The organism is Arboricoccus pini (assembly GCF_900187945.1).
Taxonomy (GTDB): domain Bacteria; phylum Pseudomonadota; class Alphaproteobacteria; order Geminicoccales; family Geminicoccaceae; genus Arboricoccus; species Arboricoccus pini.
In genome coordinates, this window is record NZ_FYEH01000015.1 from 32,560 (window position 1) to 45,394 (window position 12,835).

The window sequence follows — 12,835 nt, forward strand, 5'->3', positions numbered from 1 at the left end:
AATCATCCCTGGCCGGCGCGTGCCCGTATGCCCGCCAGCGCGTCCTCTGCCGCGTGCACCAGAGCCGGCACGTCGACATCCTTGAGTCTGCCCGCTTCCTTGAGGATCCGTCCGTCGGCCATGACGAAGCTGACATTGGCTGGTTGTGCCGCATGCGTGAGGACGGCATCCAGATCGGCGGTCGGACCGGTATTGATGTCCGCCATGTCGACGAGGATCAAATCCGCGCGCTTGTGCGGGCGGATCGATCCCGTGACGTCGGCAAGGCCGAGATCGCTTGCACCGCCGATCGTTGCCCACTCGAGGAAGGTTCGGGCGGGAATGGGTTCCTGACGCTCGGCACTCCCGGCGGCGATGTTAAGCGCGATCTTCATCACATTGAAGAAATCGGCATTGCCCGCGAGCGGCGTGTTGTCGATCGACAGGCTCAGCTTCACGCCGGCGTCGTGCAGCAGCCCGATCGGCGGGATGCCAAACCCGACGCGCAGCTCGGTCCATGGACTGAGACTGACGGGTGAGCCACTGGCAGCGATGGCACGCGCATCCTCGACCGTCGCATGCGTGGCGTGGACGAGCTGGATGTCGGGGCCGAGCAGCCCCTCGCGGGCCAGCGTTGCGATGGCCTGTTGCTTGGCAAGCTCGCGCGTGATGGCGATATGCACGCTCAAGGGCAGTTTCTGAGCGCGCGCGAAGGCCCACTCCTCGCGCCAGATCGCGGCCTCGCTCCGCTCCGGGCCGCGCACGCACATGCCAAGGCTCGTGAGGCCGTCATCCGCGCCGACCTCGCTCTGCACACGCTCCAGCGCGGCAAAATCCATCCGCGCACCCGGCCCCATCTCCTGGGGGTAACCAAAGGCGAACCGGCCCCGCAATCCGCTCTCTCGATGGGCTCTGATCTCCGCCATCGCATGATCGTAACCACGTGTGTTGTGCGACCAATTATGCACGGTCGTAATGCCGCTATAAGCTGCCTCGGCCAGAGCCAGCCTGGCACCCAGATAATTGTCATCCGGCCTGAAGGCTGGCGCCAAGCGGCGCCAGGCTGGCCAATAGCCCGCCTGCCCCCCGGCAAGACCGCGGCCGACGGAATTCCACATATGCCAATGCGTATCGATCAGACCCGGCATCAAGACGGCATCCGGGCGGTCGATCAGCGTCGCACCAGGCGCCTCGATCGCCTTGCCGACCGCGACGATCCAGCCATCCCTGACATGCACCGCCCCGCCCTCGACGTCGCCCCCCGGCTCCATGGTCAGCACACGACCGGCCCGAATGAGATATTCCCCGCGGACGGCAGCGGCGAGCGACGATGCTGCTGGCGCTGCAAGGTCAGAGGCGGCCAGTCCCGCCAAGGCGCCGAAACGCCTTCTGTTGATCGGACCGCAAAGAAGGCACATCCTCATTCCCCGCTCATGTCGCCCTGCCAGATACAAGCTACCCGGCATGAGCGCTCTTTGATATCGGCAGCACGACAGAGGCTGGGACATGACGTTGAGACAGCAGCAGGCTCCTTGCAAGGTAGCCTTGATCGTCGGTGCCGGCCCCGGGATCAGCGGTGCGTTGGCCCGCCGACTCGCGGCGAGCGGCGCCAAGGTCGCGATTTGTGCCCGGGACGGCCAGCGCGTGGCGGCGCTGGCGGACGCCACCGGTGCTGCGGCCTTCACCGCCGACGCCACCGATGCCGGTGCCGTGGCGAGACTGTTCGTCGAGGTCGAGGAACGTTTTGGCAGCCCCGATTTCGTCCTCTACAATCCCAGCGCGCGCGCCGGCGGACCACTGACCGAGCTCGAACCCGAAGCTGTGGCGACAGCGCTGGCGATCGGCGCCTTTGGCGGCTTTCTTGTGGCGCAGCAGGCAGCACGGCGCATGATCCCGCAAGGCGGCGGCGCCATCTTTTTCACCGGCGCCACCGCCAGCCTAAAGGCCTATGCAGGCTCAGCTGGCTTTGCCATGGGCAAGTTCGCGCTTCGAGCTCTGGCCCAGAGTGCCGCCCGCGAACTCGGCCCTAAGGGCATCCACGTCGCTCATTTCATCATCGATGGCGGCGTGCGCTCGGCTAAACGGCCAGACCCGGCAGATGCGCCCGACAGCACCCTCGATCCCGATGCGATCGCCACCGTCTATCTCGATACCCTGGCCCAGCACCGAAGTGCCTGGGCGCACGAAATCGACCTCAGGCCCTGGGTGGAGCGCTTTTGAAGCCATCCCAAGACCCTTGCTCAAAGGGTGCGGCCAGCGGACACAAGTGAGGCCTTTCCGCCCATTCACCCCGTTCTCTAACTTGGCGAAACCAGGTGAAATCGGCATCAAGGCGCCCCAAGCCAACGGCAGACTGCGAATAGATGAGCATCGGTTTGATCGCGCTTCTGGATGACGTGGCCGCCATAGCCAAGCTGGCCGCGGCATCACTCGACGATATTGCCGGCCAGACAGCTACGGCCAGCGCCAAGGCTGCCGGCATCGTCATCGACGATGCTGCCGTGGCCCCCAATTATGTCGTAGGCGTCTCGCCGGCGCGCGAATTCCCGATCATCTTGAAGATCACGCTGGGCTCGCTACGCAATAAACTGATTTTCCTCCTGCCAGCCGCCCTGTTGCTCGGCTATTTCGCGCCCTGGGCCATCACGCCGCTCCTGATGCTGGGCGGCGCCTATCTCTCCTACGAGGGGGCGGAGAAGGTGCTAGGGGCGATCAAGCCGCACCATGGCGGGGTCAGTGCCGAAACGACGGCGGTGGCCGCCGATCCCAAGACATTGGAGGACGAGAAGGTCCAAAGCGCCATCAAGACCGATTTCATCCTTTCAGCCGAGATCATGGCGTTCACGCTGGCATCGATCCCGGCCGGCAGCATCTGGGTCCAGGCCGTGATCATGGCCCTGGTCGCCATCCTGATCACGCTTGCCGTCTATGGTGTCGTGGCTCTCATCGTCAAGGCGGACGATCTGGGTCTGGCTTTGGCGGGCAACCGAGATGCCTCCTTCCTCGGCAGCATCGGCCGTGGCACCGGGCGCGGCCTCGTCAAGACCATGCCCATCCTCCTCAAGCTCCTCGGGATCGTCGGCACGGCTGCCATGATCTGGGTCGGCGGCGGCATCATTATCCACGGCCTCGAGGTCTATGGCCTGCCGGCCCTGGGCCATGCGATCGAGACGGCGGCCGAAACCGTTACCCATCCACTGCCGGCTGGCGGCAGCATCGTCGCATGGATCGTCAAGGCCGCGGCCTCCGGCATTGTCGGCCTGGCGCTGGGTGCCCTCCTCATCCCGCTGGCGACCTATGGCCTGGCGCCGATCGCCCGCGCCCTCAAAGGCAGGCGCGGTCAGGCCGTCTGAAGAAAGGCGGCGCTCAGGGTACTGTAAGATCCACACCGTAGCGCTCGGGCGGCAAGACCTCCTTGATCAAGCCACCCGCCTGAAGATAGGCCGCGACCTTCTCATAGCCGGCTTTGTCCAAAGCGCCCGGCGGCGAGGCCACGGCCGGAACTGTAACGGTCCAGGACCGACGATTGAGTTCGTCGTCCAGCTCTGGCGCGAAGGTCTTGAAGCTGTCGAAGGCGGCATCGGGATTGGCCTTCAGCCAGGCGGCCGCCTTGGTAACGGCGTCCATAAAGGCCTTCAGCTCCGGACGGCCCACATCGCCCCGATTGGCCACATAGACCATCTCGTCGTAGCTGGGGACACCCTCCTCCTCGACAGGATAACAATGCGTCGAGACACCCTGCATGGCGAGTTGGATGGGCTCGAAATTGCGATAGGCGCCGATCACCGCATCCACCTGTCCGCTAGCCAGAGCGGAAGCCAGGGAGAAATTGACGTTGACGAGTTCGACGTCGCCCAGCTTCAGTCCATGCCGCGCCAGGATCGTTCGCATGAGGATCGTCTGCAGATCGCCGATCGAGTAGCCGATCTTCTTGCCTTTCAGGTCGTCCAGGGCCGGCCCGTCGCTTTTGACCATGAGGCAGGTAAGTGGTCGGTCGATAATCGTGCCGATCCGCACGAGCGGCACGCCTTCCGCCTGTTGCATGATCAATTGGGGCTCGTAGTTGATACCAACATCGGCCTGCCTCGCGATCAGGAGCTTGGTGGCATCATCGGCGCTGGATGGCACGATAACGTCGACATCGAGCCCCTCGGCCGCGAAGAAGCCCTTCTGCTTGGCAACGATGATGGGCGCGTGGCTGGGATTCGCGAACCAGTCCAAAAGGACGCGGAGTTTTTGCGCCGCCGCGGCTGGTCCCGCCCCTCCGGCCAACAAACTGGTCATAACGAAGAGCGCCAAAAGGCCCCGCCGCAGCATCGCACTACCCTTTACTCGCATGGTCCAGCGGCAGGACTTAGAGCCTAAGGGGCAGCCCCGCTAGTCCTTTCCCCACTGACTGGACATTCGAGAGCGGCTGGCCAGACTAAGGCGCATCTACCCTTCAAAAGCGGGAACGCGATGAACGTCTATTGGAACGAGATGGAGTTGGCCCACGACCCGGCCTTCTTTCTCCAGCGTGGCAATCTGCGTCAGCATTTCGAGGTGCCGGGCCGGGCGCTAGCCCTACTCGAGGGTGCCAAGGCCATGGGACTGACGATCACATCGCCGCCGCCGGTCGATCCCTCTGAGCTGGAAACCGTGCACGCGCCGGACTTCCTGGCGTTCCTCGAGCATGCTTCCACCGATTGGCGGGCGATGCCGGACAGCGCGCCCGAGGCGGTCCCCAACATTCATCCAACGCCAGAAATGCTGGCCAATGGCGCCAAGCCCTCGGCCACAATCGTCGGTCGCCTTGGCTGGTACACGGCCGACCTCGCCTGCCCGATCGGGCCCTCGACCTGGCAGGCCGCACTGGCGGCGGCGACCGGTGCTATCGCCGCCGCCGACGACGCGGCGGCGGGCCGGCATGCCTATGCCCTGGCGCGTCCCCCAGGTCATCACGCCTACCGGGCCCGGACAGGTGGCCATTGCTATCTCAACAACGCGGCCCTGGCGGCGGAGCGTCTCCGGGCCCATGGCGCAGATCGGGTGGCGATTCTCGACATCGACAGTCATCACGGCAATGGCACGCAAGGCATCTTCTGGGAGCGCGATGACGTCTTCTTCGCCTCGATCCACGGCGATCCGAACGGCTACTATCCCTGGTATGTGGGCCATGCGGACGAGACGGGCGCCGGTGCGGGCCAGGGCTGCACGCTGAACCAGCCTCTAGCACAGGGTACCGGCGATGGCCCCTGGCTGGCGGCCCTGGATAATGCTCTCGAATCTGCCCAACGCTTTGGCGCCGATGCGGTCGTGGTCAGTCTCGGCTTCGATGCCTCCGAGCACGAGCCCTTGAGCTTTCTCAAAATCACCGCCGATGGCTTCGCCCGCGCCGGCCAGGCCATCTCCCGGGCGCGCAGGCCCACCGCCATCGTCCAGGAAGGCGGCTACGCCGTCGACCATCTGGGCACTTTGCTGCAACGCTTCCTCGACGGGTTCGGCGCCTGAGCTCAGCGACAGACCGCCAGCTGGAAGCTTTCGATCCTGCCCGTTCGCGAAGGAAGTCAGGCGATGACCCGCTCCAAGCCGAAAGTGGATTTCCCGACCGGCAAGGTGCGCCGCTTCCTCGAGCCGGGTCCGATCGTGCTCGTCTCGTCCAGCTGGCGGGGCCAGCGCAACATCATGACGCTCGGCTGGCACACGGTGCTGGAATTCTCGCCGTCGCTGGTCGGGCTCATGATCTCGGCGGGCAATCACAGCTTCGAGCTAATCAGGAGCAGCCGCGAATGCGTGATCAACCTGCCAACGACGGCCCTGACCGCCGAGGTGGTCAAGATTGGCAATACGTCCGGTGCCAAGCTCGACAAATTCGCGGCGTTCGGCCTCACGCCCGAAGCCGCAGCCAAGGTCGAGGCGCCGCTCATCGGTGAATGTCACGCGAATTTCGAGTGCCGTATGCACGAGGATGCGCTGGTCGAGCGCTACAATTTCTTCATCTTCGAGGTGGTAAAGGCGCATGTAGCACCCTCGCCCGAGCATCCCCGGACCCTGCACTACACGGGCGACGGGGTCTTCATGGAGTCGGGCAGGATCATCAGCCGACGTTCGCTGTTCCGGCCGGAGCTGCTCGACTGACGATTCGAGCTGGTGACGGCCCGCGCTCCGTCTTGCTCGACGCCTGCGCTCGCATCACGTAGATGAGCACGCCCGCTCCCCCCAATCCACCGCCCATTTTTGACATGGCCGGGGATCCGAGCTCGAAGGGACGATGACGGCTCCAGGCCGGGCGTGACCGTTCGCAGCTGGGCGTTCGATGTGGCCGAGCATATGGGCCGGCCCTTAGCAGTTGCCAAGGCGCGGTGACAAAGCCGGCCGTGCGCGCCATGATCGACATGGAGCCAAGCCCGCGTCCCCCACAGCCACTTTTACCAAGGAGGCTCGCATGGCCAAACGGCAATTGAAACTCGGCGCGTTCATGCGGCCGGTCAGCCTCCACACGGGCGCCTGGCGCTACCCCGGCGCCTGGGCGGATGCGAATTTCAATTTCGCGCATCTCAAGCGCATGGCGCAAAAGCTTGAGGAAGGCCTCTTCGACGCCTTCTTCATGGCCGATCACCTGGCCGTGCTCAACATGCCGGTCGAGGCACTGAAGCGCAGCCACACGGTGACGTCCTTCGAGCCCTTCACGCTGCTCTCGGCGCTGGCCGGCGCCACCGAGCATCTGGGCCTGGTCGCTACCGCCTCGACCACATTCGACGAACCCTACCATATAGCCAGGCGCTTTGCCTCACTCGACCATATTTCGGGCGGCCGGGCCGGCTGGAACGTCGTTACCACCTCCAACCCGGACGCTGCCCGTAATTTCGGTCGCGAGGATCTGCTCGACCATGACGAGCGTTATCGCCGGGCCCGCGAGTTCGTCGACGTCGTCACCGGCCTCTGGGACAGCTTTGCCGATGATGCCTTCGTTCGCAACGTCGAGACGGGAATCTATTTCGACCCCGCCCGCATGCATGTCCTGGATCACAAGGGCGAGTTCCTAAATGTCCGCGGCCCGCTCAACATCGCCCGCCCAGTCCAGGGCTGGCCTGTCATCGTCCAGGCCGGTTCGTCCGAGCCGGGCCGCCAACTGGCAGCGGAAACCGCCGAGGCCATCTTTGGCGCCGCGAACACGATCGAGGCGGGCCGCGCCTTCTATGCGGACGTCAAGGAGCGGATGGATCGGCTTGGCCGTCCGCGCGAGCATCTCAAGATCCTGCCCGGCCTCTTTGTGATCGTAGCCGACAGCCTGGCAGAAGCCCAGGAGCGGCGTGCCTTGCTCGATAGCAAGGTGCATGCGCAAAGTGCGATCGCGTCCTTGTCGGTCTGGCTGGGACTGGATGTGAGCAGCTTCGATCTCGACCGGCCGCTGCCGGACAATCTTCCGGAGACCAACCAGAGCCGCTCCGGGCGCGAACGTGTCATCGAAATGGCGCGGCGCGAAAATCTGACGGTGCGGCAGCTGGCCCAGCGGCTCGGCGGCTATGGCGGCCTGACTATGATCGGAACAGCGGCCTCGATTGCCGATGAGATGGAGGCGTGGCTGGAAAGCGAGGCCTGCGACGGGTTCAACGTCATGTTTCCCTATCTGCCGGACGGGCTCTTCGATTTCGTCGACAAGGTGATTCCCGAGCTGCAGCGGCGTGGGATCTACCGTCTGGCCTATGAGGGATCGACGCTGCGGGAGAATCTGGGGCTGCCGCGACCGGCCAATCGCTTCTTCGATTGAGCGCCAGGACTGCGGTTCCAGGCATTTGAACAGACCTGACCACCGCTTGCCTCCGAGGCTGCGCGTCATATGGTTAGAGCCTACCTGAATCAGGAGGATATCCCATGGCGCAGACCGTTGCCGATCAGATGGTGCAGACACTGGCTGCCATCGGAGTTAAGCGGATCTATGGGATCGTCGGCGACAGCCTGAACGGCTTTACCGATTCGCTCCGCCGTCAGGGAGAAATCGAGTGGCTGCATGTTCGCCATGAGGAAGTGGCAGCCTTCGCGGCTGGCGCCGAGGCGCATCTGACGGGAGAGCTTGCCGTCTGTGCCGGGTCCTGCGGGCCGGGCAATCTGCATCTGATCAATGGTCTTTTCGACTGCCATCGCTCGCGGGTGCCGGTCCTCGCGATCGCCGCCCAGATACCTTCAGCCGAGATCGGCTCCGGTTATTTCCAGGAAACCCATCCCGAGAATCTCTTCAAGGAATGTTCCTCCTGGTGCGAGCTCGTGGCCTCGCCACAGCAATTGCCGCGCATGCTCGAGATAGCCATCCGCAATGCCGTGATGACGAACGGGGTCTCGGTCCTGGTCATCCCGGGCGACGTCGCCCTGCTCCCTGCCTTGCCCACGCCGGCGCCGAAGCCAGCCGGGCTCCTCCCCGAGCCCGCCTCGCTCATTCCGGGGGAAGCGTCGCTGGACGGTCTGGCCAAGCTTCTCAACGAGGCCAAGGCGGTCACACTCCTTTGCGGCGGAGGCTGTGCCGGCGCCCACGCCGAACTTCTGGCGGTGGCAGAGGCACTCAAGGCGCCGATCGTGCACGCCATGCGCGGCAAGGAGCACGTCGAATGGGACAACCCTTTCGATGTCGGCATGACGGGATTGATCGGCTTCGCCTCGGGCTACCATGCCATGCAGAACTGCGACACGCTTTTGATGCTGGGGACCGACTTTCCCTATCGTCAGTTCTATCCGGGCAAAGCAAAGATCGCCCAGGTCGACAAAAGAGGCGCGCAGATCGGTCGCCGGGTGCCGGTCGATCTCGGCATTGAGGGCGACGTCAAGTCGACCCTGCGTGCCTTGCTGCCACGCCTGGAGGCCAAGTCCACACGGCGGCATCTGGACTCCGCGCTCGACCATTACAAGAAGGCGCGCAAGGAGCTGGATGAGCTGGCGACCGGCCGCGCGGGCGGGCCGCTGCACCCGCAGCACGTCACCCGCGTCGTCAGCGAGATCGCTGCCGAGGACGCGGTCTTCACCTGCGATGTCGGTTTGCCGACAGTCTGGGCGGCCCGCTACCTCGGCATGAATGGCAAGCGCCGCCTCCTGGGCTCGTTCTGGCATGGCTCGATGGCGAACGCGATGGCGCAGGCGATCGGTGCGCAGGCAGCGTTTCGCGAGCGCCAGGTCGTATCGCTGTCGGGCGATGGCGGCTTCACCATGCTGATGGGCGACTTTCTCAGCCTGAAGCAGCTCGATTTGCCGGTAAAGGTCGTCGTGTTCAATAACGGCGCCCTGGGCTTCATCGAGCTCGAACAGAAAAGTTCGGGCTTCCTCGACACCGGCACTGATTTCGACAATCCCAATTTCGCCGCCATGGCAGAGGCCTGCGGCATCAAGGGCGTGCGCATCGAGAACCCAGCCGACGTCGAATCCAAGATCCGCGAAGCGTTCGCGCATCCCGGGCCCGTCGTCATCGATGCGGTCGTCAATCGGTCCGAGCTCGCCATGCCGCCCAAGGTCACGGCCGAGATGGCCAAGGGCTTTACCATGTACATGCTCAAGGCCGTCCTGAATGGCCGCAGCAATGCCCTCGTCGAGATGGCGACGAGCAACTGGCGGCGGTGAGCGGCGCCACCTGAATCAAAATCGGCCGTCTCCTCAAGATGGCCGTTGGTTCCCCCCTCCCCTCGCCGGATCGACGCTCAAAGCGACGCTAGGCTGTGTATGGCGTCCAGGAAACGGGCGATGTCGGCCTCGGTCGTGTAGGCATGCGGTGCCACGCGATTGCAGGTGCGGGGCGGTTCGAAATTGAGCCGCGTCGTCCGCCAATCAAGCGTGGCGATCGTGATGTCGGACTGAGCGAGCCTCGCCGTCACGGAAGAAGCCTCGTGATTGGCCAGTGCGAAGGTGAGGAAGGCCGGGCGATCCGCCTGCGCCTCCCAAACCTGGACCCCGGGGATGGCCTGCAGTCCCTGGCAGATCTGCGCCACCCTGGCATCGATCGCGGCCGCTATCGCGGCGATGCCCCAGCTTTGCACATGCCGGATCGCGGCACCGAGCCCCAACCGGGCGGCCCAGGAAAACTCATAAGCCTCGAAACGGCGCGAGACGTCGCGGAGCGCATAGCCATCCCACCCAAAAGTGGTTCCGGCCAGCTGATCGATGATCGGCGGATCGCCCAGAATCTCCAAAGCTCGCGGCGAGAGTGCCATCAATGCCTGGCCACGCGGACCGCGCAGCCATTTCCGGGCGGGCGCCACCAGAATATCGGCATTCAACGCCATCGCATCGACCGGGAAACGCCCGACCGCTTGCGCACCATCGACGAAGAAGAGGCACGAATCGGGGCGCGGCAGGGCACCCACGGCCTCTACGGGCTGCCGAAATCCCGTGGCACTTTCGACCACGGGCATGCAGATCGCCTGCGTGCGCTCGTCGATGAGATGGCGGAGATGGTCGACGATGAGCTGTCCGTCCCGACCACGCTCGACGACCGCCACCTCGATGTCCTCTAGCTGGCGTCGACGCAGAATGTTGAGGACATTACTGCCCCATTCCCCGCGCGAGACGATGATCTTGGCGCCAGGAGACAGCCTGAGCGCATGGAAGGCCATGGCCCAGAGGCGGCCTGAAGTTTCGCCAAAGGCGATCTCGTCGGGCATGCGGCCTAGCAGCTCGGCCACGGCCTCACGGACGGGTTCGATGCGAACAGCGGCATGCGCCATCGCCGCGTGGGGCCCCTTGAGCAGCTCGAGATCGAGCTGCTCAGCCACAGCCTGCTGCACGGCGCGTGGCTGCAACCCGGCGCTGGCGGCGTTGAGATGCACACCAACTGCTGCCGCCGGCGTCGCCGCGCGAAATGCCTTCAGGTTAAGCCAATCCTCATTCCCAGCCATGGTCGGGCTCCCCCTTCCCGCCAGGAGGAAGCCAGGAAAACGCGCGGTCGACAATAGCCGCAATGGGGGCTACGGCCGGCCGAAATAGAGGAGCGCTCCGGCCGGCGGCCCGCTGCAGGTGGCCGATGCCAGCTGCGACCGAGGCCCGTTCCTCAGGTCTGCTTGAGGACCCGGGTCAAACCCTTCAATCCGGCGGTATAGACATCGGTGACGGCTTTGATGGCGTCCGCCTCGGAGGCGCCCTTGGGGTCGAACTTGCTGGTCCAGACGACCTCGCAACCATCGTCGTCCCAGCCGACCTTTATGCTGGAAACATAATTCTGGACGGGTAGCGGACTTTCGAGAATCTTGTAGGTCAGCGTCGTCGTCTTGTCGTCGGCGCTGACCAGTTGTTCGACGAACTTGGCGCCGTCCTGAGTCGTTAAGGTACGGACCGTAGCACCGTCCTTGGTGCTCAGTTCGCAGCTTTTGATACCCGGATGCCATGTCGAGATCGAGCAGAAATCCTTGATTACCGCCCATGCCTGTTCCGGCGTCGAACCATACTCGCGGCGCTTGCGCACATCTGCGGCGTCCGCTTCAGCGGCCATGGCGAAGGTGAAAGCGGCCGCCATCAGGCCTAGGGCGAGTTTGCGCGGCATCCAATGCCTCCCATAAGATAAATCCTATGGGCTAGCAAAGCGCTCGATCCACGGCAGAATCAAGGGGGTAACCACCCCTTCCCTTCCCCTTGCCGACATGGCGCAGATTGATATCGCGAATCGCCCGCGCCGCCTCGTCGTAGAGGAATGGAAGGGACGCGCAGCGCCGCCCCCCCCCGGGTGGCCGGCAGCGCCTCGTGGGGCATCGAGCAGGAAATCACGATGCCACCTCCTGTTGGCGGCCGGTAGGTTTGTTGAACGAATTCCGCCAAGCGGGGTTCGCCTCCCTAGAATCCCTCGGCATTCAGGTTGACGGAGACGGCAAATCGTCAATCGGAAGTGCCAAGCGTAGTGTTGTCGCGGAGGGTGTTGAAATGCCGCCGGGCGGCGGCGTATCATGATATGCCGCATCGCTCCATACAGGTGACGCCGCGCTGGTGTGATTTCGCGATCGCCGGCACCACACGGCGGATAGAACGCTCCCGGATAGCAGCCTTCAGTTGAAGTTGCTCGATGGACCAGTCGCGACGGACTTTGTACTGCCGATCGGTGATCTCAACCGTGCGACCAGCCACATCGCGCTTGAAGCCGCTGGGCCTGCCGCCATGCCGCTCATAGGCGGCGATCAGCTCCCGGCAGATACGCGGCCCGCGGATATGCGGGATGATCAGCACGAGCGGGTCCCCAACGACTCTTCCGAGTCGTTGGGGATGCGGCCGCGCGCGCAGTAAGGCAAAGATCAGTGCCGCGTGGGTTGCAGGCTCACCCGCAACCAAGCCGATTACCTGCTGGCGCGGCGAGACGATATTCGAGACCGCCCTGTTTCCCCTTCCCCGGACAACATAGTGGCGGGCAATCGCACCGTCGTCCAGGAACACCTTGATGCCCGCAAGCAGGGCGTCCAAGAGCGAGCTGGTGGACTCGTTTGGATCAGTAACGACGAAGAGCGCAGCACCCAGACCGTCGAAGACGCGTTTGGCCGACAGGTCGGCCAGCAACGCCGCGCCCGCCGATGACGTGAAGCCATTGAAGAAAGTCAGCACCAGATAACGCCCCTCGGCCGACTCGAAGTAGCAATCCGGGTCGACGTAGAAAAACGGCGCCGGTTCGCCAGTTCTGACGGCCATGTCGATCCCCGAGCGATACCATCAGTAACGTTTCCGGCGACGCGGATAACCCGCGGGATACCGCTTTTCGCCTTGTTCGGAGGATGATCGCGACAAACCAGCGTGTTGTTGGACGTCCGGTGCGCCTTGCCCTAGACTTGGCAAGGGAACGGTAGGTTGAACGACGAAAATGGACCGCCGGGCCTGGGAAGGTCGAGGACGGATATCGACATCGTGTCGCTGCCGCGCGGTAGCA

Annotated in this window: 11 protein-coding genes; 6 read left to right on the forward strand and 5 right to left on the reverse strand. The window is 64.2% G+C overall.

Features of this window, described 5'->3' with window-relative positions; all coding sequences use genetic code 11:
• Positions 1 to 2 precede the first annotated feature (2 nt).
• Positions 3 to 1,397, reverse strand: a complete 1,395-nt coding sequence (locus CFB17_RS16195) for an amidohydrolase family protein (RefSeq protein ID WP_165769657.1) — start codon at positions 1,395 to 1,397, stop codon at positions 3 to 5.
• Positions 1,398 to 1,485: 88 nt separating this feature from the next.
• Between CFB17_RS16195 and CFB17_RS16200 the strand changes: the two genes are divergently transcribed.
• Positions 1,486 to 2,199: an SDR family NAD(P)-dependent oxidoreductase gene (locus CFB17_RS16200; RefSeq protein ID WP_088562620.1), complete on the forward strand. Its 714-nt coding sequence runs from the start codon at positions 1,486 to 1,488 to the stop codon at positions 2,197 to 2,199.
• A gap of 143 nt (positions 2,200 to 2,342) precedes the next feature.
• Positions 2,343 to 3,332 carry a DUF808 domain-containing protein gene (locus CFB17_RS16205; RefSeq protein WP_088562621.1) on the forward strand — a complete coding sequence of 330 codons (990 nt, stop codon included), beginning with the start codon at positions 2,343 to 2,345 and terminating at the stop codon, positions 3,330 to 3,332.
• 13 nt (positions 3,333 to 3,345) lie between these two features.
• Here CFB17_RS16205 and CFB17_RS16210 read toward each other — a convergent pair whose 3' ends face one another.
• Entirely contained in the window at positions 3,346 to 4,263 is a 918-nt protein-coding gene (locus CFB17_RS16210; RefSeq protein WP_165769658.1) for an ABC transporter substrate-binding protein, read from the reverse strand.
• A gap of 174 nt (positions 4,264 to 4,437) precedes the next feature.
• Here CFB17_RS16210 and CFB17_RS16215 point away from each other — a divergent pair, with 174 nt between their 5' ends.
• From CFB17_RS16215 to poxB, 4 genes are all read left to right on the forward strand, one after another.
• Positions 4,438 to 5,469: a histone deacetylase family protein gene (locus tag CFB17_RS16215; RefSeq protein ID WP_088562623.1), complete on the forward strand. Its 1,032-nt coding sequence runs from the start codon at positions 4,438 to 4,440 to the stop codon at positions 5,467 to 5,469.
• 63 nt (positions 5,470 to 5,532) lie between these two features.
• Entirely contained in the window at positions 5,533 to 6,096 is a 564-nt protein-coding gene (locus tag CFB17_RS16220) for a flavin reductase family protein (RefSeq protein ID WP_088562624.1), read from the forward strand.
• Positions 6,097 to 6,403: 307 nt separating this feature from the next.
• Complete coding sequence (locus tag CFB17_RS16225; protein ID WP_088562625.1) at positions 6,404 to 7,729, forward strand: LLM class flavin-dependent oxidoreductase; 1,326 nt, start codon at positions 6,404 to 6,406, stop codon at positions 7,727 to 7,729.
• A gap of 104 nt (positions 7,730 to 7,833) precedes the next feature.
• The gene (gene poxB / locus CFB17_RS16230) at positions 7,834 to 9,561 is read left to right on the forward strand and encodes a ubiquinone-dependent pyruvate dehydrogenase (protein ID WP_088562626.1); all 1,728 of its coding nucleotides are present in this window, start codon (positions 7,834 to 7,836) and stop codon (positions 9,559 to 9,561) included.
• Between the two features lie 77 nt (positions 9,562 to 9,638).
• Here poxB and CFB17_RS16235 read toward each other — a convergent pair whose 3' ends face one another.
• From CFB17_RS16235 to CFB17_RS16245, 3 genes are all read right to left on the reverse strand, one after another.
• Complete coding sequence (locus CFB17_RS16235) at positions 9,639 to 10,832, reverse strand: aminotransferase class V-fold PLP-dependent enzyme (RefSeq protein WP_088562627.1); 1,194 nt, start codon at positions 10,830 to 10,832, stop codon at positions 9,639 to 9,641.
• A gap of 152 nt (positions 10,833 to 10,984) precedes the next feature.
• Positions 10,985 to 11,446, reverse strand: a complete 462-nt coding sequence (locus CFB17_RS16240; protein WP_165769659.1) for an SRPBCC family protein — start codon at positions 11,444 to 11,446, stop codon at positions 10,985 to 10,987.
• A 422-nt stretch (positions 11,447 to 11,868) separates the two neighbouring features.
• Positions 11,869 to 12,600 carry a hypothetical protein gene (locus CFB17_RS16245; RefSeq protein ID WP_088562629.1) on the reverse strand — a complete coding sequence of 244 codons (732 nt, stop codon included), beginning with the start codon at positions 12,598 to 12,600 and terminating at the stop codon, positions 11,869 to 11,871.
• Positions 12,601 to 12,835: the final 235 nt, after the last annotated feature.

Bases quoted from the DNA above. Each gene is read 5' to 3' on its own strand.
- CFB17_RS16195 (WP_165769657.1), bottom strand. From the start codon at position 1,397: ATGTGCCTTCTTTGCGGTCCGATCAACAGAAGGCGTTTCGGCGCCTTG.
- CFB17_RS16200 (WP_088562620.1), top strand. From the start codon at position 1,486: ATGACGTTGAGACAGCAGCAGGCTCCTTGCAAGGTAGCCTTGATCGTC.
- CFB17_RS16205 (WP_088562621.1), top strand. From the start codon at position 2,343: ATGAGCATCGGTTTGATCGCGCTTCTGGATGACGTGGCCGCCATAGCC.
- CFB17_RS16210 (WP_165769658.1), bottom strand. From the start codon at position 4,263: ATGACCAGTTTGTTGGCCGGAGGGGCGGGACCAGCCGCGGCGGCGCAA.
- CFB17_RS16215 (WP_088562623.1), top strand. From the start codon at position 4,438: ATGAACGTCTATTGGAACGAGATGGAGTTGGCCCACGACCCGGCCTTC.
- CFB17_RS16220 (WP_088562624.1), top strand. From the start codon at position 5,533: ATGACCCGCTCCAAGCCGAAAGTGGATTTCCCGACCGGCAAGGTGCGC.
- CFB17_RS16225 (WP_088562625.1), top strand. From the start codon at position 6,404: ATGGCCAAACGGCAATTGAAACTCGGCGCGTTCATGCGGCCGGTCAGC.
- poxB (WP_088562626.1), top strand. From the start codon at position 7,834: ATGGCGCAGACCGTTGCCGATCAGATGGTGCAGACACTGGCTGCCATC.
- CFB17_RS16235 (WP_088562627.1), bottom strand. From the start codon at position 10,832: ATGGCTGGGAATGAGGATTGGCTTAACCTGAAGGCATTTCGCGCGGCG.
- CFB17_RS16240 (WP_165769659.1), bottom strand. From the start codon at position 11,446: ATGGCGGCCGCTTTCACCTTCGCCATGGCCGCTGAAGCGGACGCCGCA.
- CFB17_RS16245 (WP_088562629.1), bottom strand. From the start codon at position 12,600: ATGGCCGTCAGAACTGGCGAACCGGCGCCGTTTTTCTACGTCGACCCG.